Origin of the sequence: Psychrobacter sp. 219-2-C (genome assembly GCF_049560815.1) — a bacterium.
Classification (GTDB): Bacteria; Pseudomonadota; Gammaproteobacteria; order Pseudomonadales; family Moraxellaceae; genus Psychrobacter; species Psychrobacter faecalis.
On sequence record NZ_CP186933.1, the window covers coordinates 2,410,929 to 2,435,925 of the forward strand.

A 24,997-nucleotide genomic window follows, 5' to 3' on the forward strand; every position below is an offset into this window, starting at 1 on the left:
GTAGATGCATGGCCGAGCGTGCCGCCAAGCAGTTAGAACTGAATAAATCTGAATTACCCAATTCCATTACCGAAGTGATAGCCACCCTAACCCGAGCTGGGTTTGATGCTTATATCGTCGGTGGCGGCGTGCGCGATACCTTGCTAGGCCTGCGTCCAAAAGACTTTGACGCGGTCACTGATGCCAAACCTCATGAGATTAAAGATGTCTTTGGCAAGCGTTGCCGTATTATTGGACGCCGCTTTCAATTGGCGCATGTCTACTCTGGGCGCGAACTTATCGAAGTGGCGACCTTTCGTGGTCCACCGCTCAATAATGCCAATACCAATCAAGATGGGATGATTTTGCGCGACAATGTCTGGGGCGATATCAAACAAGACTTTGCTCGTCGTGACTTTTCTATCAATGCCCTTTATTATCAACCGCTCAAAGGCGTGGTACATGATTTTTGCGGCGCGCTTGAAGATATCGACAATAAAGTTATTCGTCTCTTAGGTCATGCACCGACGCGTATCGAAGAAGATCCGGTCAGGTTGCTGCGTGCCCTGCGTTTTAAAGCCAAGCTTGGTTTTGATTTTGATAGCGAACTCGCCGCCCAGTTTCATGATGACAATTGGGCGCTGCTGGAGCAAATTTCTCCGCATCGTCTTTATGATGAAACGCAAAAAATGTTTACCGGTGGCTATTTAGTGCCGCTACTGCCGTTATTGTTTGAGTCGGGCGCGATTGACAGTTTAGTAATTTATCCGCCTGCTGAGCCAAGTGCCTTGGTCAAACAAGTCGCTATCAATACCGACAAACGTATCGCCGCTGGTAAAAGTATCAATCCTGCCTTCTTTTATGCCGCGTTATTGTGGGAAAACTATCTTCATCAATTGGAAAAAGCCAAAAAACGCAATATGCCTTTTGCTGACGCGCAACTGCATGCAGCGGGCAAAGTCATCGACCGTCAGCGTATCAAGACCGCCATTCCAAAATTTGCCGAACAATTTATCCGTGATATTTGGATATTACAGCCAAAATTGGCGGCGCCGCGCAGCAAACAAATTATCCAGTTGTCTGAGCATCCTCGTTTCCGCGCCGGTTTTGATTTCTTGCTATTGCGTGAGCAGTGCGGTGATGCCGAACATCCGCTTTCAGAGTCGACCAATGGCATGGGCGAGTGGTGGCAAACCTATCAAACCCTGACCGAACAGCAGCAAGATCAAGCGATTGATGATTTTGATGAGAATATCCGTCGTGGAGCCTATAAACAAGGGCAGCGTGGTCGCGGGCGTAATCGTCAAAAGCCGCAAGCTTTAAACACATCAAACCATGATAAGGTAAATCACATAGAAAACAATCAACAAAATAATGTAGGCGGTAACGGCCATAGCAAGCAAGCTGATGATGCTTCAAACGTGCCGTCACGCCGCCGCCGCGCCGCGAGCCAATCTACTCAGCAGGCTAATAACAATAGTAATCATAGTGTCAGCAATAATAGTCATCATAAGGGCTATGATAAGCAGCAAGCAGCACAAGATAATAATGAGCTGGCGCAATTGCAGCAGTTATCACTGGCGAATATTGGCAACCAATCGGCAAATAAGCGCCACGATGCCAAGCCTGCACCGTTATTTGTCATCGAGCATGAAAAAGTGGTTCCGCCATTACGTAAGCAGTTGCCAACGGACGATCAGCCAAAATCTAATGCTAAATCAAAGCAAGCGCCTGTGCAGCAAAGCCCAAAAGCTGAAAATACGTCATCTAAGAAATTAAGGGTTGCACGCCAATCTGATAACTTTGTTAACGCTGATAAGCAAGCGCAGCAGGATGCAAAAGCAAAACCAGTCGATACCAAGCCTACTGCTAGCAAAGCCGATTTTGACCAGTCAGCTTTATCTACAACGGCCAATACTAATGCTGCTACTAATGTCCATACTAAGCGTACTGTCGCCCAAACGCCAGCGCTTGTCAGCATAAATAACGAGCCGATACCATATAAACGTCGCCGTCGTCAACCTACTGCGATAGCGGATAATAGTAATACTGACAGTAAAAATAACGCTGATAACTTGCTTAACGTAACGGCAAAACCAGCTAGCGATAAAGAGCGAGTAGTAAATACGGCCAAGTATGAGAAAAAAGCGCCTAAAGCTGCGTCATATTTTGCTGAGGATACACCGTCTGTTGCTAAAAAAGCTGCTGCAACCAAACAGAATATTAAGAAACAGACTACTCAAGCTCAGAATCGAACAGCCGCTAGCAAGATGAATGAGCAAAAAGGGCCGGTTCCATCAAAACGCCGCCGCCGTCAGCCAAGCGTTAGCAACGGTTAGGCTTACAAGCCGATTTTAAAGCACTAAAGCACAGTGAAAACTATGAACAGCCACCTTGAAACTAGCAATGCCAATAAAAGTAGTAACGATATAAGTTGGGTTACCTGTTATGTTGGTTTAGGCAGCAATCTAGAAAACGAGCTAGGTTCGCCGGTAGAGCATTTACAGCAAGCCATCGTAGCTATGCAAGAAAATAAGCAAATACGAGCGGTACGAGTGTCTTCTTTCTACGCTTCGGCGCCGATGGGACCGCAAGATCAGCCTGACTTTGTCAATGCGGTGGTAGGTTTTGAGACTACCTTAACTGCGTTTGAGCTGCTTGCATTTTGCCAAGCGCTAGAACAACAAGCCAAACGCGCCCGTTTGCGCCGCTGGGGTGAGCGCAGCCTCGATGTCGATATTTTATTGTATGGGGATATCAAAATCTCAGAGCCGCAATTAACCATACCGCACGCAGGCTTACATGAGCGCAATTTCGTCCTACTGCCGCTGCGAGAGTTGGCGCCAGAGTTAATCATTTTAAACAAACCAATAACGGATTATCCGTCCAGTGACGATTGGACGGGACTAAAGCTATTAAAACTGAATTAATGCCTCTTTAGTGCCTCTGTAGAATTATGAATAAGTTGGATGCTACGATAGTGGCTGTGCATTTTATTAAAATATCAAAGGCTATAAATAGTTAACCGCATTGAGGGTCATATGACAACCTTATCTACTTTAAATAAATTTAAAAAAGACGGTGTTAAATTCACCTGTCTGACCTGCTATGACGCCATGTTTGCGCGTATGATGGACAACGCGCAAATCGATACGATTTTGATTGGTGATAGTTTGGGCATGGTAGTACAGGGTCATGATTCAACCTTGCCTGTCAGCGTTGATGATATGGCTTATCATACAACCAATATCGCCCGTAGTAATAAGCATGCGTTGATTTTAGCGGATTTGCCGTTTATGAGTTATGTGACGCTCCCAGATGCGGTGGCCAATAGCCGCAAGCTGATGCAGGCGGGCGCGCACGTGATTAAGATTGAAGGCGGTAGTGAGCTTTGCGATTTGGTCAAAACCTTGGCGCAAGCAGGTACGCCGACTTGTGTGCATTTAGGACTGACGCCGCAGTCTGTCAATGTCTTTGGTGGTTATAAAATACAAGGTCGCGGTGATGCAGCAGCAGAAAAACTGCTTGCTGATGCTAAAGCGGTCGTCGAAGCGGGTGCAGCGCTTTTGGTATTAGAGTGTGTACCTGCTGAGCTTGCTAAAGCAGTTACAGAAGACGTAGCTGTGCCGGTTATTGGGATTGGCGCTGGTGCTGCTACTGATGGTCAAGTTCTGGTCATGCATGACATGCTTGGTATGGTGCACGGCCGCGTGCCACGCTTTGTCCATGACTTTTTAACCGACGAGCGTAATAGCACGGGTAGTATTGAAGGGGCTTTTGCGCTGTATCAGCAGTCGGTACGTGACGGCAGTTTTCCCACTGAGCAGCACCAATTTAGCTAGCCGTATTAAAGTAAATCGTATTAAAGTAAGCCGTATTTGATTTAATGATTTGACCATTATCAGTAGAACAAGCTGTCAGGATAAAACATAGTAACCATGCCAATTATTCATCATCACATCTCAGCACTGCGTAACGCTCTAAACCCTTATCGTGGTCAGCAAGAGGGCAAGCAGCATATTGCGTTAGTGCCAACGATGGGCAATCTGCATGACGGTCATCTTGAGTTGGTTAAACTTGCCAAACAACATGCCGATATTGTGGTGGTGAGTATTTTCGTCAATCCTACCCAATTTGGCGTCGGTGAAGACTTTGATAGCTATCCTCGGACGTTAGATGAGGACGTTGCCAAACTTACTACTGTTAATGCCGATTACGTATTTGCGCCCAGTATTGATGAGATGTATCCGGTATTACCACCGCCAACGTCGGTTCGAGCAGGCGCAATCACCAGCCAGTTATGTGGCCAATCGCGTCCAAGTCATTTTGATGGCGTTGGCATTGTCGTCTCAAAGCTCTTTAATATCGTCCAGCCGGAAGTGGCCGTATTTGGGCAAAAAGACTATCAGCAGTTGGCCATTATTCAGCAGTTGGTGCGTGATTTAAGTTATCCGATTAAAATCATTGGCGCACCTATCGTACGAGCGGCTGATGGTTTAGCCTTGTCTTCACGCAATCAGTATTTAACTGATTCAGAGCGCAATATCGCTCCCATGCTTCATCAAGAATTACAGCGCTTAGCCGACCAGCTAATGAATGGCGCATATATCGAACGAGGGCTTGAGCATTTATTAGCAGCGGCTAGCGCGCGTATCACTGCCGCAGGTTTTATCATTGATTATTTAGAAGTCAAAACGGCGCAGCTTGATGCTTTTGAGATAGATGGAAAATCGACAACTTTCGCTGGAAATCAGCAAGATTTGGTGATTTTGGTTGCCGCATGGTTGGGCCGTGCACGCTTGTTAGACAATCAGCTAGTGACGGTAACACTGCCGTCATGAGCGCGGGAGTGGCTAGATGCAATGTATAAGGATGACGGATCATGAGTACAACTAAGGATAATGAGCACGCCAAATCAGATAACGAGCAGACACCATCACATAAAGATGGTTTAAGTATCTTGGTGGTGTCAGGGCGCTCAGGCTCGGGCAAGACCTCTGTACTCAATATCCTAGAGGACTTTGGTTATTATTGTATTGATAATATGCCTTTGTCATTGGTTCCTGAGGCGGCACAAAAGCTGGTTTGTGATAGCGGCATCAAACGCGTCGCCCTTGGGGTCGATATTCGCACCCCTCGCGCCGATTTGTCCAATTTTTCTGAAATACATGATACGTTAAAGCAGACGTATGGCGAAGAGGCGCTCACCGTCATTTATGTGACAGCGCAAGAGGATATCTTGGTGGCGCGCTTTAATGCCACTCGCCGCATTCATCCTTTGATGGTGCAAGATAGCAAAGGTATAGAAAATACCACTGATAATTTACCAGCGGCGATTGAAAAAGAAAACCAGCTTTTGCAGCCGATATTTAGGCGTGCGGATCTTAAAATTGATACCAGTATGCTTAATATTCATCAGCTAAAAGAGCGCCTGCGCGATTATGTTGGGGCTGACAATCAAATCGCCATTAATCTGTTATCGTTTGGCTTTAAGTATGGCAGCCCAATCGATGCCGACTTTGTCTTTGATGTGCGCATTTTGCCCAATCCGCATTGGAACCCAAAGCTGCGCGCCGCGACAGGTCTGGATGCGGAAGTTGCTGAATTTTTTGCTGATTATCCAGAGGTGGCAGAGATGACTGACGATATCGCTACATTTCTGACGCGCTGGTTGCCAGATTTTTTACATAATAATCGCCATACGGTGACGGTTGCCATTGGTTGCACTGGTGGCAAGCATCGTTCGGTATTTATTACCAAGCATTTGCAAGATAAATTGACCGTGAGCTTGCCCGAAGGTTTGAGTATTACCGCTAAGCACCGCGAAAAACATCGTTGGTAAAGCTAGGCTAGTAATGCTAATTATTAATGGTTATTAGCTACGATGAATGCTCAAGCAATATAATCAGCAAGACGCAATAAACTCTATTATTTACTATCTCGAAAAATGGAAAGCTTTTATGATTGACTGGTCAGAACAGGATATGCGCGTCTCGCGCACAGAGCTCAAAAAAGCTCATGAGCGCTTACAAGCATTGTCGATACCGCTTGCCAGCTTATCGAAGAAGCAGCTCAAAAACCTGCCAGCAAGTGATTACTTTATGGCAGAGCTGATGGCGCTTGCTGATATTACCAGTGCCAATGCGCGCAATCGTCAAACCAAACGGGTCGGTAAACTCATCAGTGAAGAAAACCGCCATGAATTGGTTAAAGCCTTGTTCGATGCTTTTTTTCCAAAAGAGCAGATTTCTAAAATCGAAAGCTGGATTGAGCGCTTAAACATCAATGATGAAGGCACGCTAAAGCAGTTTGTAAAACAATACAAAGCCTCTGAGCGTAATAGTTTGTATCAGTTGCTGCTATGGATTGAATATGCCAAACATACACAAGACGATGAATTGATGGCGGAGTCTAAAGAAGATTTGGCCAGTTATATTCGTGAAGTGGCGATATTGTCGCAGCTGAAAAGCTAATTAATAATAATGCTTATATTAATTTATAAACCATGACCTATAAAAAAGCCAATCGTTAAAGATTGGCTTTTTGCATTTTTATAAACGTTCATTTTCTTAATAATTTACACATCTTAAATTATTTTTTCTCGGCACGTACTTTATCAACGAGATAATCAACCACTTTAGGAACAGTGGCGCTTTCACCAGTCACCACATACTTACCATGGACGACTACTGCTGGTACGCCTGAAAGCTGATAACGCTTAGCACCTGCCTGTGAGCGACCAATTTTTGTGCCAACGGCAAATGAGTTATAAAGACTATTGAATTTCTTTTCATTCACCCCTTTAGATGCGTACCATTTGCTCAGTGACGCTTGGTCAAATAACTGTTTGCCGTCTTTATGCACCGCATCAAATAACGCATCATGGGTTTTGTCTTCATAGCCTAGTAATTGCGCGGCGTAGAAACCACGGGCGCTGGCTTCCCAAACAGGGTTTAGCGCGGCTGGGGTTTTGAAAAATGCCACGTCTTTGTCTTTGGTTTTTGCCCATTTTTCCATATGTGGATTGAGGACGTTACAATGCGGGCAGCCATACCAAAAGAATTCACGCACAATGATAGCATCACCGCTGATTTTTTCTGGATTATCTAGCACGCGGTAGTCTTTTCCTGCGACATAATTGGCGGCTTGTGCGCCCATATTGGCAAACCCAATAGCACAAGCCAAACCAGTCAATGCGATGATACGTTTCATACTTTTTCCTTGAGGTGTCGAGATTCAGAATAATTGTTTCAGAAGGTTCGATTCAGCAGTCATTTAGCGCATTTGTATAGAGGTCTCACAAGTTTAAGCGGCAATGCGTCGCCTAAATCACCCTTTTATAGACTACTGCCTATAATAGCGTAAAATGCCCATAGTTGTGAACCCGATTCTTAACTAACGGTTGTAAAGCTGTGAGCTATTATTTAAGGTATCTTACTTATGGTTTTGCGCTTATTTTATACCTTGAATTTCAGCCCGATCGTCAATCCAAAGTCGTTAAGCCAAATTTTTTCAATATAAGAATAACTGACTCATAAGACTATAATTTGCGCGTTTCACAAACGGTGACGATGTACTCACGACAAAGTTGCTGCTCTCATGCTAATATTGAGCGTAGCATCATACTTCCCGATAATAACTATAATGCCAATAAAGGAAAAATCCTATGAGCCAAGTTTTACCTTCTGCGCAGCCTGTGAATCATCAACAAAACAATCCTACTGACAATATGAGCAATAGTAATAATGCTGCTAACGAATTCAATCAAAATACGGCGATTAATGTCGATGCCAGCGAAGTAGAAAAATTCAACAATTTGGCGAGCGAGTGGTGGAATAAAACCGGCGCCTTTGCCACCTTACACGAAATCAATCCGCTACGCCTTAATTGGATAGAAGACAACGTCAAGCACGGCTTTATGAGTGCTGATAGCAGTAAAATCGCAGAATTGGGCTTGGCGGGTAAAAAAGTTCTTGATGTCGGTTGCGGCGGCGGTATCTTGTCAGAATCAATGGCGCGACGCGGCGCTGATGTTACTGGTATTGACCTTGGCACAGAAAATCTCAAAGCGGCGGCCTTGCATGCTGAGCAAAGCAATTTAGATAATACCTTGCGTTATCAGCACATTCCGATTGAACAATTGGCTGAAACCCATGCCGGCCAGTTCGATGTGGTGACTTGTATGGAGATGCTCGAGCATGTACCAGACCCAACTGCCATCGTTGAGGCGTGTTTTAAGCTACTAGCGCCAGGCGGCGTTTGCGTGCTCTCGACCATTAACCGCAACCCTAAGTCCTACTTATTTGCCATCGTTGGCGCTGAGTATGTATTGCGTCTGCTTGATCGCGGTACCCATGATTACGCCAAATTTATTACCCCAGCGGAATTGGATAAAATGGCGCTAAATGCGGGTTTCAGCCGTCAAGATATCATTGGGCTGCATTATAATCCGTTGACCAAACGCTACTGGTTGGCGCAAAACGTCGATGTCAATTATATGATGGCGGTACAAAAACCACTGTTGTAAATTTTTTTTATGAGTATTCCTTTTTAACCACTTTTTAAATCCATGTTTTAAATTAATATTAAGAGCGCCTGTTATGAGTCAATTTGTAAAAGCTGTCTTGTTCGACCTTGATGGGACGTTAATCGACACTGCCGCCGATTTCGTCCGAATTATTGGTAAAATGAGCGGCGAGAATGATTGGCAAGCGCCACCTGAAGCTGAGATTCGTGAGCAAGTTTCCGCAGGCGCTTCGTCGATGGTGCGTTTGATGTTGCGTCATAACGGCCAAATTGAGGTTAGTGAAGAAGAGTTACTTGAGTTTCGTCAGCAGTTTTTAGACGATTATGAAGCCGATATATGCGTCGATAGTTGTGTCTTTAGCGAGCTTGAAGAAGTACTGCGCACCTTAGAGGATAAAGGCGTGCCGTGGGGAATTGTCACCAATAAGCCGCGCTATTTAGCAGAGCTTTTGCTAGAAACAATGCAGTTAGATGAGCGCTGCTCGGTACTAGTCTGTCCTGATGATGTATCACGCTCTAAGCCAGATCCAGAGCCGATGTATGTGGCCTTAGAAAAACTCGCCATTCCGCGCGGCGCTGCTGAAAGCGTACTTTATATTGGCGACCATATACGCGATATTGAAGCGGGCAACGCCGCTGGTATGACAACCATTTTAGCCGCTTATGGTTATATTCCGCCTGAAGACCAAAAAAACTTAAAGAAATGGGGCGCTGACTACATTACCGACACCCCTAAAGAGTTGAGTAAGCTTTTACTTGCTTCAGGTAAGTTTGACTATTTATAAAATAACTACTTATAAAGCAAATAAGCCATTCATCAAGATAGCTAATAAGCAACCTACTATCAAATCATCAAATAATAAGCAGTGAGTAATGCCATGAGTGACAATACTAATCCGCCCACGCCGCAGCAAGCCAATCAAGCAGCTGCGCAAAATTCTGTACCATCTGTATCGCACGACGCTATTCGTAATTTTATACCGCCTGATAACTGCTTAGATGGTAAAACAATTTTGGTCACGGGTGCTGGTGATGGTATCGGCCGTGTTGCCGCCTTGACCTATGCCCGTTATGGTGCGACGGTGTTATTGTTAGGGCGTACCAGTAGCAAACTTGAATACGTTTATGATGAAATCGAAAGCTTTGGCGGCAAGCAACCTGCCATGCTACCAATGAATCTTGAAGGCGCGACTTATGCTGAGATGCAAACGCTAGAGAATTTGATAGCAAAAGAAGTTGGACAGCTCGATGGGGTATTGCACAACGCTGGCATGCTAGGTGCTTTGACACCGCTTGAGATGTACGATGTCGATATGTTTGCTCAAGTGATGAAGGTCAACTTTACCTCTACCTTTATGCTCACCCAAGCGCTACTGCCGCTGCTTAAAGATGCCGCCCATGGTTCTATCGTCTTTACTTCTAGTAGCGTTGGCACCCATCCGCGCGCGTTTTGGGGTGCCTATGCACTGTCCAAGCAAGCGGTAGAAGGCATGAGTGATATATTTACCCAAGAGACGCAAAATACCACCAATTTACGCTTCAATTGCATCAACCCCGGCGGCACCCGTACCAATATGCGTGCTCATGCTTTTCCGGGTGAAAATCCGATGAGCCTAAAGACACCAGAAGATATTATGGGCGGTTATGTGTTTTTGATGAGTGATGAAAGCATCGGTGTGCGCGGTCAAGTGGTTGAGCTGCAACCAAAAGACTAATCATCATTTGCTATCTTATTGCTTACTATTTTTATCGCTATTAATGGTGTTTATAAAAGCGTTTATTGATTGAAATAAGAGCTCTATAACCCCATCTATTTGTTATTAAAGACTTTTATCAATTAAAGCCTAAATAGCATTAATAAAAAACAGGATACGATTATGGCAGGTGGCTGGTCAAGAGATGGGGCAGAGCATGAACAAATGGATGCGACCGTTAACGATGCGTTAGAGCGCGCACGGCGTGCACTGCCGACCGGTGAAAGTGCTGAGTTTTGTGATGAGTGTGGTAACCCCATTCCAGAAGCGCGGCGCATAGCGGTACCAGGTGTGCAGCACTGCGTTAGCTGTCAGTCTGAGCTTGAAAAAGAAGCAAAGGCAACTGAGCTCTTTAATCGCCGCGGTAGTAAAGACAGTCAATTACGTTAGATTTATGCGCTAAATATTTAACGTTAAACCAATAGTTAGAACAATAAAAAGCCCTGCAATCAATGTGCAGGGCTTTTTATGGCATTTAATATTTTCAATACTAAAAGTTAGACCTATTCGCTCTTAGCGGCTTCAACTTCTGCTTCATCGGGTACGAATACATAGCCGACGCCCCAAACAGTTTGGATATAACGCGCTTGTGAAGGATTGTCCTCAATCAAACGGCGCAAACGTGATACCTGCACGTCAATAGAACGCTCCATTGCACCCCATTCACGACCACGGGCAAGATTCATCAGCTTATCACGCGTTAATGGCTCACGTGGATGCTGTACCAAAGCTTTTAATACTGAAAATTCACCGGTTGTTAAAGTAACCACATTGCCATCACGTTTCAGGGTACGGGTCGATAAATCAAGCGTCCATGGTCCAAATTCAACCACTTCTAGCTGATGACTTGGCGCACCCGGCAACTCACGATTTTGACGACGCAGCACCGCCTTGATACGAGCGAGTAGCTCTTTTGGGTTAAATGGCTTTGGCAAATAGTCATCAGCGCCGGCTTCAAGGCCAGCGATACGATCGGCATCGCCACCTTTAGCGGTCAGCATGATGATCGGTATATCGCCATTATCTTCACGCAAACGCTTACAAATACTGATACCGTCTTCGCCTGGTAGCATCAAATCCAATACCACCAATGAGAACAGCTCACGTTGCATCAATTTGTCCATCTGATTGCCATCATGCGCCGTACGAACGACAAAACCATCGTCTTCTAGAAAACGCTGCAATAAAGAGCGCAAGCGGGCATCGTCATCAACGACCAAAATACGCTGGTTTAAGGTGTCAGGGCTGTTGTTATCTGTCATACAGTCATCCTCTTATAAAAATTATTATTGGTAGAAATTGTGATTAAAAATACAAGGGTTAATATCTTTGTTAATAAAAATAGAATTCAAAAAAGCGTCCATAAAGGTAATAATATTAGTGCTACTAGCTAGGAATCATTCCATCGATTGCTAAAAATCAATAAATATAACAAACTAGTGTTCAGTACAGTAGTAAACTGCAATATTTGTACGATTAAGACTTTAGTGTATAAGATTGCTGTAATAATTGCATCAATGATAATGCTAAATGCTGTATGCGTTTGTTTAACAGGGCGCAAGAACGGACAATATCAGACGATTTTTGCCAGAAAACAGGTGATAAATAACGAAAAGATAAAAAGGATTTTTATTCATGCAGCTTTTGCTATAATGCAAAACTACATTTCTCAACGATTGATACGTCTATGAGTAGCACTGATACCTTAACGCCATCTCAAACCTCGACAAATGCACAGGTTTTGGATGCAACCACACACGCGAATATTCACGACAAGCTTGCTCGCGCGCTTGGCATTAAGACTGCTCAAGTCAATGCGTTTGTCAAACTTTACGATGAAGGCGCGACCGTTCCCTTTATTGCCCGTTACCGTAAAGAAAAGACGCAGAATCTTGACGATGCGCAGCTGCGAGCTTTAGAGAAGTCGCTCAATTATGAGCGTGATATGGCAACCCGTCGCCTTAAAATTACCGAGCTGCTAAGCACGCAGGGTAATTTGACTGACGAGCTGCAGACGCGTATTGATAATGCGACGTCGAAACTTGAGCTTGAAGACATCTACTTGCCATACCGTCCGCGTCGCCGCTCACCAGCGGCCAAAGCACGCGCCGCTGGTCTTGATGTGGCTGCACAAGCGCTGTTAACACAAGAGATTACACCGACAGAGGCGCTTGCCGACTATCAAGTCCAATCTAGCATTACCGATGATAGTGGTAATGAGATTGAAGTTGATTTTAGCGATATCGACAAGCAATTGGCAGGCGTACAAGCCATCATCGTTGATGAATGGACGCAAGCGTTAGACTTACTCGATAATCTACGCAGTGGCTTTGCGAAAACGGCGAGTATAGTATCGAGCGTCGCCAGTGAAGAAAAACGCGAAGTTGGTGAGAAGTTCAAAGATTACTTTGAACATAGTGAAAGCTTGGCGCGTCTGCCAAATCATCGTCTATTAGCGATGCTTCGCGGTCGCCAAGAAAACGTTTTAGGTCTTAAAATCGAAGGCGAAGACGCGCCATTTATCGAAAAAATCATCAAGCACTTTGAGGTTGATGCCAAAGCGCCAGCAGAACGTCAAGAGTTTTTAACAGAAGCCGCGACCAGTTTATGGAAAGAAAAATGGCGTCCGCATATTGAGCATCGTTTATTGACAGAAAAACGTCTGACCGCTGAAGCCGATGCCATTGATGTATTTGCCAATAATTTACAGCATTTACTTATGGCAGCGCCTGCTGGCCGTAAGGTGATTCTAGGCGTTGATCCGGGTATCCGCCATGGCGTTAAAATGGCGATTGTTGATACCCAAGGCCATGTCATGCTAGATGGCGAAGAAAAGCCTGTCGTCGCCACCGTTTATCCGTTTGCCCCCGATAATAAGATGGATGAAGCCAAAAAAGTCATCGATGAATTATTAAGCACTTATGGCGTTGATTTGGTCGCTATCGGCAACGGTACGGCGAGCCGCGAAACAGACGCGATGATTAAAGAGATTTTGGCGGCCAACGCTGAGTTAAAAGCCAAAGCCGTAATCGTTAATGAATCAGGCGCTTCTGTTTATTCGGCAAGTGAGCTTGCTAGTGACGAGCTTGCCAATTTAGATGTATCGGTACGCGGTGCGGTTTCTATTGCCCGTCGCTTGCAAGACCCGCTATCAGAATTGGTTAAAGTTGACCCAAAAGCGATTGGCGTTGGTCAATATCAGCATGATGTCAACCAAACCCAGTTGGCAGATAGCCTAGATAAAGTTACCCAAGACAGCGTAAACGCCGTTGGTGTTGATGTAAATACCGCAAGTCCTGCTATCTTAGCGCATATTGCGGGTTTGAATAAAAATGTCGCCCAGCAAATCGTCACCTATCGTAAAGAGCACGGCGCCTTTGATAACCGTGAAGCATTGAAAAACGTACCACGCTTAGGGGTAAAAACCTTTGAGCAAGCGGCAGGTTTCTTACGCGTCCACGGCGGTAGCAATCCTCTTGATGCGACAGGCGTGCATCCAGAAAGCTATGCGTTGGTTGACAGCTTACTTGAGCAATCCGGTAAAGCATTACCAGAAGTTATCGGTAACGATGGCGTGTTAAACAGCATCGATACCACTGCGCTGGCTGCCAATGATGATAATATCAGTGTCAAAGCCATCATCGAAGAGCTTGCCAAGCCTGCACGTGATCCGCGCCCTGAGTTTAAAACGGCTAACTTCCGTGAAGACGTCAATAGTATTAAAGACTTAAGCGAGGGCATGCAGCTTGAAGGTGTTGTTACCAACGTGACAGCTTTTGGTTGCTTCGTTGATGTCGGCGTCCACCAAGATGGTCTTGTGCATATCTCACAGATGGCCAATGATTTCGTCGCTGACCCGATGAACCGCGTTAAGCCCGGTGATATCGTCTCGGTACGTGTGATTTCTATCGACGAAAAACGTGGCCGTATCGGCTTTAGTATGAAGCCTGAGTCTGAAAAACCCGTACGCCCAGCTGCGAAGTCAGTTGCAGAAGGTAAGGGCAATGACGATAAGACTAGCCGTCCACGTAGCAATCATTCGAATAGCAACCGTCCAAGTAATAGCCGTCCAGTGGCTGATAAGCGTTCGTCAAAACCACGTGGCAATCGTCAAGATAAAGATAATGCCAACAACCGTCGTAAAGCACCTAGAGCGGAGAAAGCAGCAGCACCTAATAAAGAAGCACCTAATAAAATAGGTACGCTTGGCGCGCTGTTGCAGGAAGCTGGCGTTACTAAAACTAAAAAATAATATTTATCATAATGATTAACCAAAAAAGGCAGCCAGATGGCTGCCTTTTTTATTGAGAATATATTGGAGGATTCTCTTTAAAATTGGTTTTGCTATTTATGTTTTATAGCGCTTGCGTTGGCTCGTCATCTTCTTCAGTCTCTAATGATGCTTCTTCTTGTAGAGCTGCTTCCTCATCTAGCATAGCTTGCTGCAAATCTTGTTGTTGCATCGCTGCTTCATCATCTTGTATGGCTTGTTGCTGCATTGCAGCTTCTGGATTTTGCATTGCGGCTTGTTGCGCCTGCATGTCTTCTTGCATGGTATTTTGAATTGTCGCTTGCTCAGATTGTAGCTCAGTAGTCATTGGCTGTTGGCTAGCAAGATTATTAACCTGTGCTCTTTTGATCGTTTGAGTTTCGCTTAATTGAAATGGATTAGATTGATCGGTTGCGGCTTCATTTGTAGGAGTGCCTTCAGCTTCGAGGGTGGTTGCAGTGGCTGCATCTTCTACTGCTTCGCTATCAGTAGGGGCTGCCATAGCCAAACTTGGGATAGTGAGCGCTGCGCCCATAAGTAACGATAAAGATAGAGTACTTTTTTTCATTAATCCATTCCTTAATTTACAATCTTATAATGTCAGTTTAAGGGGTTTTAAACTTGACGCTTATATTGAGTATTGTTGTATAAAACAAAATTGCTATACCAATTTATTTAGTATTTCGCATTTATATATTTAATATGTCTAACATTAAACCTATAGACAAAATAAAATCATGATAACCATTGAACGATTATCATGATTGATTTGGTTAGAGAGTTTTATAAGCTGAACTGGGTCAGTGATAAAAATCTAATAGGAGAATAGCAACTAAATAAGCATGGGTTCAGTAGCACATCGATTAAAACTCTCACAGAGCGGTGTTTGTAAGTGAGTTTGTGCAACTATTGTAGCGTTATTGTCAGGCTCGACAAAAGGAAAGCAAAATGTCTTTTTTGCTTTCCTTTCTACTTTTAGAAACCGTATGGTTAATACTCAATTATCAACATTCTATTCAACAATCACATATTTACCGGTTGTTGGATTGACCACGCGTTGCTGGGTATTATTGTCCGGCACGCGAATCACAGGGAAAGTTTGACTGATTTCTGTATCTTCAAGGACGCTGCTATCTGCTTCTTCACCAACGATGACGGCGCGATTAGCTCCATCTTCTACCGCAATTGCTGTACCACTTGCGGTATTAACGCGTTTAATTTGGTCTTCCGGCGCAATGATGACTTCTTTTACACGGTACTTAGCAGGGCGGATAACGCGGGTAGTTTCGACAACGACTGGCTCCATACTGCGCTCTTCAGTGATCGCAACTTGAGGTTCTGGCGCTGGCGCTTCAGTTTCTTTAGGGTCGCTGACAACAGGGGTAGGGAATTTAGCACCAAAGTGATTGTCGCACTGCTGCATGCTGAGTCGTACCGGATTACCGGCTTTGTCCATATAAACGTTGACGAGCATATCAGCAGCGATAGGCACGTATTTGCCTACTAAAGGACCTGAGACACCATAGCGACCATTTGACTGTCCAACGCCCAAATCACAAGCACCGGCTGAATAATCACTGGCTTGTAAATTATTACTATTGACCACGGCTTGAGGAATCATAACCTCAGACAAACGCATCTTTTTAATCGATGCTTCGCCTGCCTGCATCTTTGGTTTTTGGTAAGTATAAGGCGTATAAAATTTCGCCGAACCATCTTTGACCGCCATGACACATTCATCGTAGCTGTCATAACCAACGTTACCATGGTTATCAGTCGTCATACCGGCGTTGGCGGTACTGGCAAACATGGCGACACCGGATGTCAAAACTGCGGCTGTTAATAGATTTAATTTCATAGTCATTCCCTCTTAGTTGTTATTAATGTAGTTATTGTTAATATGTTTCTTTGGGCTCATTGAACTTAGGCTTGGTCTACAAAATCCGTGCCATAACCTGTTTAATCCTACGTGAGTTGTAGCAATATGGCTGTGACATTAGTCTGGAAATGTGTAGCTTAATGTATTGAAAAAAGGCAAAGGGGCAACATCGTTTACCAAAAAAATACGCTTTTATCGTTCGTTAACATTTGTCTAAAATGTAATGAGCAAGGAGTTAAATAATATAGGTAATAAAAAACCGCCTCTTATTGCCAAGAAACGGTCGTTACTAGCTTAGTTAAAGTCGTACTAAATTAACTAAATCTTGTTTTAATCTTAACTATGGTTGTTATTAATCTTCTACTACTTCAAAGCTGAGACCAGAATGTTCTTGTAAACGTTCAATCAAGCGGTCACCCATCGCCGAAGCAGGCGTCCAAAAACCACCACCGACATCGTCTTTACTAATATCTTGCGCGAGACATAAAGCTGCTTGCGCCAACATACGCGAGGTGCTGCCGTAACCTGGGTCTTTATCTCCAGTTACTTTAGTATTAATGGCGTCGTTGTTGGCGGTTTCACCAAACAAGCGAATATCAAAGTAGCCGTTTTCTTGCTCTTCTTTAGAAGGACCTGAGCCAGATTTAGGTAGCACATGTTTAGATAACAGCTCGCGGCTTGGTTTAATCATCATGGCGGTGGCAAAACCCATTAAGCCTGCGCTCATCGCGTAGCTTGATAATTTACCTTTTACACCGTCCTTCATCCACATGGCTTCGTCATACTTAAAGTCGCGACCGTATTCATAGCCAAGCAGTTGGTTACTACGATGCACAATACGGGTATTGATGCTGGCCATAACAAAGGGTGCCAGCCAGCGTTTGTGCTCTTCATCGTATTCTGGCTTGCTGACATTATCTTGACGCACGTTTGGTGCATCTTTGTCATCGTTGAGCAAATAAGGGTTTGCTACTTGCTTACGGCGTGATTTATCTTGACCAACTTCTTCAAAAATCGTCGCCATCGACGCAATTGTGCCGCCAGATAGACCACCTTTTGCCGCTTTGACGCGCATATGAATCACATCGCAAGTGCTACCCAATTTTTCTTGTGCTTGCTGCTGGGTAAAATATACGCCCAAATCCGACGGAATAGAGTCAAAGCCGCATGAATTGACGATACGCGCGCCGCTTTGCTTGGCGGCGTCCTGATATTTATCCATCATATCTTTGATAAATATCGCTTCGCCAGTCAGATCGACATAATCGGTACCATGATTGGCGCAAGATTTAATCAAAGGTTCGCCATATTTTAGGTAAGGGCCAACGGTTGAAATAATAACTTGGGCTTGCTTGGTCATCTTATCGAGGCTAGCAGCATCGTTACTATCGGCAATGATAATATCGACTTTGCTGGCAAGCTTAGACTGTAGCTCATTGAGCTTTTCTTCATCGCGACCGGCTATCGCCCACGTGACATTCTCGCCATTTTTATTTTTAGCATTTGATAAAAATTCTGTTAGATAATGCGCTGTAATCTGACCTACAAAACTGGTCGCACCGTACAAAACTACCGCGTAAGGACGCTTCTCACTAGGGTTTGCAGGCTCTTGATTTGTTGATGTTTGTTTTGATGCCGCTGTATCGTTTGAGGTTTCCATATTCATAGTTATTTTCCTTATTAAATAGCGATTATTGTGAAATTGCTAAATAGCTGTTTTTGTTCATTATGCAACTGACATTAGATATGGAATCTGCAGAAAGTAGCAGATTTAGGTTTATAGCAGATTTTGTCATAAAAATAAGCGAATTTAAGTAACTATTCACTATCTCTACACATAAGTCTTGAAAAGCCAAGTAAAAAACTTAAGAATGGTAAGATTTGCTACAAAGTTTACATAACCTATCGACATTATTACCAAAATGAACGTTCTTTAGAGAAAATCATTGCTAATCTATATTCGTACGCAGTAATAAGTTGTATCAAAACAAAAAGAAGATTTTCAGGAAGAAAAGAGTGCAGTGCTAAAACGGTTGATTGATAAATAGTTTATTAGCAACCAAAACTGCTAGCTGTATAGCTAATTTCTAACCATAATTTGAGGAGAATATTATGTTTCGTTGGGCCATTATTTTTGCGGTAATCGCGTTGATTGCAAGTTTCCTAGGCTTTGGCGGTGTCGCTGGTTTATCGGCAAACTTTGCTTATATCCTACTAGCTATTGCTGTGATTCTATTCATTGTCGCATTTGTTAGTCGCCGTATGTAATAGAGAACAGTGACTGCTTAGGTCGTAATTTTCCATATTGGTAATAAGAAAAAGTCCTCGATTGAGGACTTTTTTTATGGCTAAAATTTGACTATTTTAATTACTCTTAGTGCCAAACGTCTTATGTGGTTCTAGAAAGTTTTAGGCTGGATAATATGTTCCATACGTTTTGCAAGGCGAATATCTAGGCTTGTGATACCACCCGTATCGTGCGTGGTCAGGCGGACATCAACAACGTTATAAGTATTGCTCCATTCAGGGTGATGTTCGAGCGCTTCGGCATAAAAAGCGGCTTGATTCATAAAGCTCATCGCTTCAATAAAATCGCTGAAGTGATAGCTTTTAACGATACTATTGCCGTCGCGCCGCCAGCCAGCCAAGTCTTCCAATTGTAAGTCGATTTGTTGGTTAGATAAACTACTCATGGTGATATCCTTTATTATTACTAGGGAGGGTTAGCGGTTTGCGGGTTTCTATTTCACTTTACATATCTTCTCTTGCCCAATGTCAGGACAAAAAGCACATAGGACAAAAAACCCACCTAATTCTGATTGTCTTTATTACATCATTGCAAGCAAAAATATAATAATTATCGTCAGATAAATAGGAGGGTAGTCGTACGTTTTAGCGCTTAAACCAAGATAAAGCTTTTATAGCATAATTACTACGATATAGTTACTACTATAAAGCTTTATCTATCATTGGCTTGTTTTGTTAAGCTTAAAGCAACCCTTTATATTCAGGGTGTTTATCAATATATGAGGCGACAAACGAGCACTGTGGCACCACTTTTTTATTATTATCCTGCGCGTATTTTAAAGCATGCTTAACCAATGCAGACCCAATACCGCGACCACCCAATTCTTGTGGCACGATGGTATGGTCGTATACCAGTTGATCGCCGCGCTCTTGATAGCTGATATAACCAGTATGACCGTCGATTGACGTTTCAAAACGCTTGGCTTGCTCATTGTGTACGATATGTAGATTCTGTTTGTCGTTATTACTCATAAAAATTCTCCAATTATTGATATTTATAATTATTCCTAGCGGTTGTTAAACTGGCTATTCTTAAGTGTTGATTATTTAAGCATTAGTTATTAAATAGCTATCATATGCATAATCTGCACGGTTTTAACCTTTTATTGCACTTATTGTGAGCTTTTTTAAATGATTTTTCTAGTCATTTCCCGTAAGGCTAGATAGGACGAATGTTAATAGCCTTGCTTTAGCTCAAACATTGCGACAAGAGTTTGTAAGGGAGGATTTTGTATAAAGTTTTTGGCAGAGAAGGCGGATAAAATAGGAAACTCGCCATAAAAAGTCTGCAAAAAAAGTTAAAAGGCATATAAAGACAGGTAAAACAGTCCGTTAGCTTGCAGGGGTTGCGCCACAATGCGATAATGGTAGACAATTTATAACCCTGATTTTTGAGGCGCATCCCGTTTGGCATGATTGCTAAGTCTGGTTTGCACGTCTCGTCTATGCAGTCTATCGGAGTGTTAATGGCTCAATATATCTACACGATGAACAACGTGTCAAAACTTGTTCCACCTAAGCGCGAGATTTTAAAAAACATCAATCTGTCGTTTTTTCCTGGCGCCAAAATCGGTGTTTTAGGTATTAACGGTTCAGGTAAATCAACTTTGCTACGTATCATGGCGGGCGTGGATAAAGACTTTAGCGGCGAAGCGCGCGCGCAAGCAGGTACGAAGGTTGGTTATCTACCGCAGGAACCACAGCTTGATGACAGTAAAGATGTCCGCGGCAACGTCGAAGATGGTATGCGTGAAGCTTTAGATGCGCTGTCACGCCTCGATGCCATTTATGCAGAATATGCTGAACCTGATGCCGACTTTGATAAGCTTGCCGAAGAACAAGGCAAAATGGAAGACATCATTCAAGCATGGGATGCGCATAATTTAAATACCCAGCTAGAAAAAGCTGCTGATGCGCTACGTTTACCGCCATGGGATGCGGACGTTAGCAAACTATCAGGTGGTGAAAAACGCCGTGTGGCACTATGTCGTCTGCTGTTGTCACGTCCTGATATGCTGTTACTTGACGAACCGACCAACCATTTGGACGCTGAATCGGTTGCTTGGCTTGAGCAATTCTTGCAGAACTATAGCGGTACCATCGTCGCCATTACCCATGACCGTTATTTCTTGGATAACGTTGCTCAGTGGATTTTGGAGCTTGACCGTGGCCATGGCTATCCGTACGAAGGCAACTATACGGAGTGGCTCGAGCAAAAGAACACCCGTTTAGAGCAGCAAAATAAACAAGAAGAATCGTTTGCGAAAGCGCTGAAAAAAGAGCTTGAGTGGATTCGTAAAAACCAAAAAGGTCAGCAAGCCAAGTCTAAATCACGCGTGCAGCGTTTTGAGGAATTGAACTCAAAAGAGTTCCAGCAGCGTAATGAGACCTCTGAGATTTATATTCCACCGGGTCCTCGTTTGGGTAATAAAGTCATCGAAGTCAACGATATCTCTAAATCGTTTGGTGATCGTCTGCTTTATGAAAACTTAAGCTTTAACGTCCCAGCGGGCGCTATCGTTGGCATTATCGGTCCAAACGGTGCGGGTAAAACCACGCTATTTAACATGATTACCGAGCGTGATACGCCAGATACCGGCTCAGTCGATTTGGGTGAAAGTGTCAAAGTCGCTTACGTCGGACAGGTACGTGATAACTTAGATGACAAAAAGACTGTTTGGGAAGAAGTCTCTGACGGCCTCGATATCATCAAAGTAGGCGACTATGAAACCCCAAGCCGCGCTTATATCGGCCGCTTTAATTTTAAAGGTTCAGACCAACAAAAGCACGTCGGACAATTATCAGGTGGTGAGCGTAACCGTTTACAACTTGCTAAGACACTAAAACAGGGCGCTAACGTCTTGCTCCTTGATGAACCATCAAACGATTTGGATATCGAAACCTTACGTGCGCTAGAGGATGCTATTCAAGTATTCCCAGGTACGGTGATGGTGGTGTCGCATGATCGCTGGTTCCTTGACCGTATCGCGACCCATATTTTGGCATTCGAAGAAGAAGGCCCAATTTGGTTCGATGGTAACTATTCTGAGTTTGAAACTTATCGCAAAAAGACCATGGGTGATGACGCCAGTCCTAAACGTATGAAGTATAAAAAGATTTCTACCTAGGATAGTTATTTATAATAAGTATTTTTGGACAATAATTTTAGATATAAAAAAAGACCTCTAATCTATTAGAGGTCTTTTTTATGTTCAGCTTTTACGTTGCTTTATGAACGCTTACGGCCAAACTTACGCTGCTTTTTATTGCTAATTTCAGTAATGGCGTGGGCAATTTCTTCTTCATTGAGGCTCGCCACTTGCTGCAAGATTTGCATCATATCAGGACTCAGGACATATTTTGCATGATGGGCAATATTATCGATACGCTGATCGAAAATTAAGATGCCAGTTTCTTCATCTTTTTGCAGATAATCAAGACGAATCAAGGCACCGATAAAGCTGGTAAATAGCGCACGGTCAAAGAAGTCAGGAATGTCGTCAGCATACAGTACTGATAAACGCTGACCAAGCAAATGACAGAGGTCAACAACTTCGTTTTCGGTCAGATTGCCTGAGCCTTGCTGAGCGAGTAGCGCAAGGGTCATAAAGTAACGCTCAAGGCTTTGTTCAACTGGCGTCGCCAGTACTTGTAGCTGCTGATAGCATTTGCTATTGGTCTCAGGGACGCTCAACATACCATCGCTTAATTCTACAATCAGGCCACTTGCAAGTAGGCTATCGACTTTTTTATTCAGCGTCTCTTGAAGACCATGCGCTGAATAATAGAGGAACAGCTCGCTTTGTAAAAATGGATATAACTGCTCGGCGATACTATTGAGACGGCTGCGCTCAATGCGGCCGTTACGTGCTACTAGAGCGGATAAGAAAGACAATAAAATAAAGACATGCAGGATATTATTGCGGAAATAGCTTAGTAGCGCCGCCTGTTTGCCAGCAACTTGAATAATATCACCCAAGATATGCGGTATGCGCTCGATAAGTTTTAGCTTAATACCATAATCGATGATTTGCTGCGGCGTCATATCGGTGATAATCGTATCATCAGAGTAAGGCAAGTGCTGAGCCAGACCTTGATAAAGGGCGATTTGCTCACGGCAAATATCTTCATCAAGCGCCGCCTTTGGTGCCGATAATAAGACCAATGACAATAACGACACTGGAGTAATGACCGCGGCCTTATTGATATGCTGCATGACTTTGACGCCGATATTATCCACCATGGCGCTGGTTTTATCATCGAGTGGCGTGTCGGTGCGATCGGCAGGTAAGCTGTTGGCCGGCACATCGAATTTTTGCATAAAGTCGCTAAGATGCAGCGGCGTGCCAAAGCTTAAATGTACATTACCAAAGATACGCTCAATCTTACGGCCAACTTTGAGGAGACCTATTAGCGATTCTGACTCTTTTGGCTTGCCTTTTAGCTCGCCCACATAAGTGCCACCCTCCATGATACGCTCGTAACCGATATAGGTCGGTATAAACACCACAGGTTTATTGGTTCGGCGTAACTGGCTATGTACCGTCATCGCTAGCATACCCATTTTCGGTGGCAGCAGTCGTCCTGAACGCGAGCGTCCGCCTTCGATAAAGTACTCAATCGGGGTGTTACGGGTAATCAGCGTGTGCATATATTCACGCAGTACCGCAGTATATAGCGCGTTGCCACGGAAGCTACGACGAATGTAAAAGGCAACCGCGCCGCGCAATAATGGCCCTAATACTGGTACATCCAAATTATCACCTGCGGCAACATAAGGAATGCTTAAGCCGCGCATATAAATGACGTAGGACAGCAGCAAGTAGTCGACATGACTGCGGTGACAAGGCACATAAACAAGCTCATAATCAGCGGCCAGCTCACGTACCCGCTCAAAGTGATGCACTTCTACGCCATCATAAAGCTGCGTCCACAACCACGTCAGGAACTTATAAAAGCCGCGCACGATAGAGTGTGAGTAATCATTGACCATTTCATTGGCGTAGCCTTTGGCTAACATCCGCGCTTCCCGCACACTGGTGCCTGACGCTGCCGCTTCTGCTTCTATTGCATGTTTGATAGCAGGCGAATAAACCAATTTGTCGACCAAGTTACGTCTGTCCGACAAGTCGGGGCCGAGCATGCTGGCGCGCTGTTTATCCAAATAAATATTAAGCTGCTGTTGTAATGAGCGCACCAGCTCGCGATTGCCATCGGCTGACGCAACCATGGCAAAGCTAGGCGCTATATCATTTACCAGATCAGCATCATTTACTATATCAGTACCATTTGCTATTTCAGCGTTAGAAACTGGCGTAGCGTTTTGGGCGGCTTTGTTGGTGGACTCGGTCGCTATTGAATCAAAGACAGAAAATCCTTCGCCATCGCCTTTTAAGCTGTCATGAATAAGGGTGCGTAAATCTTGTGGCGGATGGAACTGGACAAAGGTATCACGCCCCATCACCCCGATATTAAATAACTGCTTGGTGATGCTAGGATCTTCCCAGTTATCGGCGGTCAACAGTTTAAATAACGAGTCTTCTTTTTCTGGCGCGCGTCCCCATAGAATTGACACTGGTACCAAGCGCACTTGTAATTCTGGATGTTGTAAGACCGCGGCAACCAGACGCGATAGGCGAGGTGATAACTGGCTGTCTTTGGCATGTGGATGATGTAAAAAGATAATGGCGGCATTTTCTTTAATATCATGAGTAATATCTTGCACACCGACCAAGGCGGGTGGCAGATTGTGCTCTTGTGTTTGTAGGTCAATCAAAATACTGTTGGAGCGCGAATAATCTTGCAGCACATAAAACCTGAGGATATTGTCGTCATCGTCGAATTCTGGCAACTCACCCAAAAGCTTTGGCTTCACAGCGACATCAAGCAGCTGTCCCGATAGTTTGCGATAAAGCTGGTTAATCGGCGCATTGGCATAAAGGGTTGACGCAACCGGCAACATCTCAGCCTCGAATTCTGGGGTCGAGGCTGTATGGTCAGTTGCGACGGGCGCTTTAAAAATCCGTTTTTTTAAGAACTTCGGTATCATAATCAGTATCAAAATTAGTCAAATGTGGTGAGCTTATGATGCCATAAAAGCCATCAAAGCGATATATAGTGTCTGTATATACTGCCAATATTAACAGCATAACGGCATAGAATACTGGTTTAAATGCCCGAGAATACTTAACGAGCCAACCGTTAAAAGGCGAAATTATTTAAAGTCAGAGGTAGAAAAATCTGCGATTTCGCGCAATACTGTAAGGGACTAAAGCAAAATAT

At 44.1% G+C, this 24,997-nt stretch carries 21 protein-coding genes; 13 read left to right on the top strand and 8 right to left on the bottom strand.

The features are described 5' to 3' along the window. Positions 1-8 precede the first annotated feature (8 nt). From pcnB to yjgA, 6 genes are all read left to right on the top strand, one after another. A complete protein-coding gene (gene pcnB / locus ACPEGP_RS09880; protein ID WP_423813294.1) occupies positions 9-2,318 on the top strand; it encodes a polynucleotide adenylyltransferase PcnB in 2,310 nt (769 codons plus the stop codon). A gap of 42 nt (positions 2,319-2,360) precedes the next feature. Next, on the top strand, positions 2,361-2,909 hold the full coding sequence (gene folK, locus ACPEGP_RS09885; RefSeq protein ID WP_289048326.1) for a 2-amino-4-hydroxy-6-hydroxymethyldihydropteridine diphosphokinase: 549 nt from the start codon (positions 2,361-2,363) through the stop codon (positions 2,907-2,909). 111 nt (positions 2,910-3,020) lie between these two features. Next, on the top strand, positions 3,021-3,821 hold the full coding sequence (gene panB, locus ACPEGP_RS09890) for a 3-methyl-2-oxobutanoate hydroxymethyltransferase (protein WP_423813295.1): 801 nt from the start codon (positions 3,021-3,023) through the stop codon (positions 3,819-3,821). A 96-nt stretch (positions 3,822-3,917) separates the two neighbouring features. Then, the gene (gene panC / locus ACPEGP_RS09895) at positions 3,918-4,820 is read left to right on the top strand and encodes a pantoate--beta-alanine ligase (protein ID WP_423813296.1); all 903 of its coding nucleotides are present in this window, start codon (positions 3,918-3,920) and stop codon (positions 4,818-4,820) included. 41 nt (positions 4,821-4,861) lie between these two features. Beyond that, positions 4,862-5,821 (top strand): RNase adapter RapZ, encoded by a 960-nt coding sequence (gene rapZ / locus ACPEGP_RS09900; RefSeq protein ID WP_423813297.1) that lies wholly within the window; start codon positions 4,862-4,864, stop codon positions 5,819-5,821. A gap of 118 nt (positions 5,822-5,939) precedes the next feature. Further along, entirely contained in the window at positions 5,940-6,452 is a 513-nt protein-coding gene (gene yjgA, locus ACPEGP_RS09905; protein ID WP_068407800.1) for a ribosome biogenesis factor YjgA, read from the top strand. A 118-nt stretch (positions 6,453-6,570) separates the two neighbouring features. Here yjgA and ACPEGP_RS09910 read toward each other — a convergent pair whose 3' ends face one another. Continuing rightward, positions 6,571-7,191, bottom strand: coding sequence for a thiol:disulfide interchange protein DsbA/DsbL (locus ACPEGP_RS09910; RefSeq protein WP_068407799.1), 621 nt, complete (start codon positions 7,189-7,191; stop codon positions 6,571-6,573). A gap of 454 nt (positions 7,192-7,645) precedes the next feature. Here ACPEGP_RS09910 and ubiG point away from each other — a divergent pair, with 454 nt between their 5' ends. The 4 genes from ubiG (at position 7,646) to ACPEGP_RS09930 (ending at position 10,649) form a co-directional block, all read left to right on the top strand. Then, positions 7,646-8,506, top strand: a complete 861-nt coding sequence (ubiG, locus tag ACPEGP_RS09915; RefSeq protein WP_201590052.1) for a bifunctional 2-polyprenyl-6-hydroxyphenol methylase/3-demethylubiquinol 3-O-methyltransferase UbiG — start codon at positions 7,646-7,648, stop codon at positions 8,504-8,506. A 73-nt stretch (positions 8,507-8,579) separates the two neighbouring features. Then, complete coding sequence (locus tag ACPEGP_RS09920; RefSeq protein ID WP_423813298.1) at positions 8,580-9,290, top strand: HAD family hydrolase; 711 nt, start codon at positions 8,580-8,582, stop codon at positions 9,288-9,290. 93 nt (positions 9,291-9,383) lie between these two features. Continuing rightward, positions 9,384-10,220, top strand: coding sequence for a YciK family oxidoreductase (locus tag ACPEGP_RS09925; protein ID WP_227671168.1), 837 nt, complete (start codon positions 9,384-9,386; stop codon positions 10,218-10,220). Positions 10,221-10,382: 162 nt separating this feature from the next. Beyond that, positions 10,383-10,649 (top strand): DksA/TraR family C4-type zinc finger protein, encoded by a 267-nt coding sequence (locus tag ACPEGP_RS09930; RefSeq protein ID WP_102077773.1) that lies wholly within the window; start codon positions 10,383-10,385, stop codon positions 10,647-10,649. A 113-nt stretch (positions 10,650-10,762) separates the two neighbouring features. On the opposite strand, the gene ompR is transcribed toward ACPEGP_RS09930, so the two are convergent. Then, the gene (gene ompR, locus ACPEGP_RS09935) at positions 10,763-11,521 is read right to left on the bottom strand and encodes a two-component system response regulator OmpR (protein WP_068407795.1); all 759 of its coding nucleotides are present in this window, start codon (positions 11,519-11,521) and stop codon (positions 10,763-10,765) included. A 425-nt stretch (positions 11,522-11,946) separates the two neighbouring features. Between ompR and ACPEGP_RS09940 the strand changes: the two genes are divergently transcribed. Then, positions 11,947-14,511 (top strand): helix-hairpin-helix domain-containing protein, encoded by a 2,565-nt coding sequence (locus ACPEGP_RS09940; RefSeq protein WP_423813299.1) that lies wholly within the window; start codon positions 11,947-11,949, stop codon positions 14,509-14,511. 103 nt (positions 14,512-14,614) lie between these two features. Here the strand turns inward: ACPEGP_RS09940 and ACPEGP_RS09945 are convergent, their stop codons facing one another. From ACPEGP_RS09945 to ACPEGP_RS09955, 3 genes are all read right to left on the bottom strand, one after another. Beyond that, positions 14,615-15,097 (bottom strand): hypothetical protein, encoded by a 483-nt coding sequence (locus tag ACPEGP_RS09945; protein WP_423813300.1) that lies wholly within the window; start codon positions 15,095-15,097, stop codon positions 14,615-14,617. Between the two features lie 444 nt (positions 15,098-15,541). After that, entirely contained in the window at positions 15,542-16,387 is an 846-nt protein-coding gene (locus tag ACPEGP_RS09950; protein ID WP_423813301.1) for a hypothetical protein, read from the bottom strand. Positions 16,388-16,760: 373 nt separating this feature from the next. After that, on the bottom strand, positions 16,761-18,074 hold the full coding sequence (locus ACPEGP_RS09955; RefSeq protein ID WP_423813302.1) for a saccharopine dehydrogenase family protein: 1,314 nt from the start codon (positions 18,072-18,074) through the stop codon (positions 16,761-16,763). A 446-nt stretch (positions 18,075-18,520) separates the two neighbouring features. On the opposite strand from ACPEGP_RS09955, the gene ACPEGP_RS09960 reads away from it, so the two are divergent. Continuing rightward, entirely contained in the window at positions 18,521-18,676 is a 156-nt protein-coding gene (locus tag ACPEGP_RS09960; RefSeq protein ID WP_068407724.1) for a DUF1328 domain-containing protein, read from the top strand. 131 nt (positions 18,677-18,807) lie between these two features. Here ACPEGP_RS09960 and ACPEGP_RS09965 read toward each other — a convergent pair whose 3' ends face one another. Beyond that, positions 18,808-19,101 carry a 4a-hydroxytetrahydrobiopterin dehydratase gene (locus ACPEGP_RS09965; RefSeq protein ID WP_068407727.1) on the bottom strand — a complete coding sequence of 98 codons (294 nt, stop codon included), beginning with the start codon at positions 19,099-19,101 and terminating at the stop codon, positions 18,808-18,810. A 295-nt stretch (positions 19,102-19,396) separates the two neighbouring features. Continuing rightward, on the bottom strand, positions 19,397-19,687 hold the full coding sequence (locus ACPEGP_RS09970; protein ID WP_423813303.1) for a GNAT family N-acetyltransferase: 291 nt from the start codon (positions 19,685-19,687) through the stop codon (positions 19,397-19,399). 494 nt (positions 19,688-20,181) lie between these two features. On the opposite strand from ACPEGP_RS09970, the gene ettA reads away from it, so the two are divergent. Continuing rightward, a complete protein-coding gene (ettA, locus tag ACPEGP_RS09975) occupies positions 20,182-21,843 on the top strand; it encodes an energy-dependent translational throttle protein EttA (RefSeq protein ID WP_191692290.1) in 1,662 nt (553 codons plus the stop codon). Positions 21,844-21,944: 101 nt separating this feature from the next. Here ettA and plsB read toward each other — a convergent pair whose 3' ends face one another. Beyond that, positions 21,945-24,764 (bottom strand): glycerol-3-phosphate 1-O-acyltransferase PlsB, encoded by a 2,820-nt coding sequence (gene plsB, locus ACPEGP_RS09980; RefSeq protein WP_423813304.1) that lies wholly within the window; start codon positions 24,762-24,764, stop codon positions 21,945-21,947. Positions 24,765-24,997: the final 233 nt, after the last annotated feature.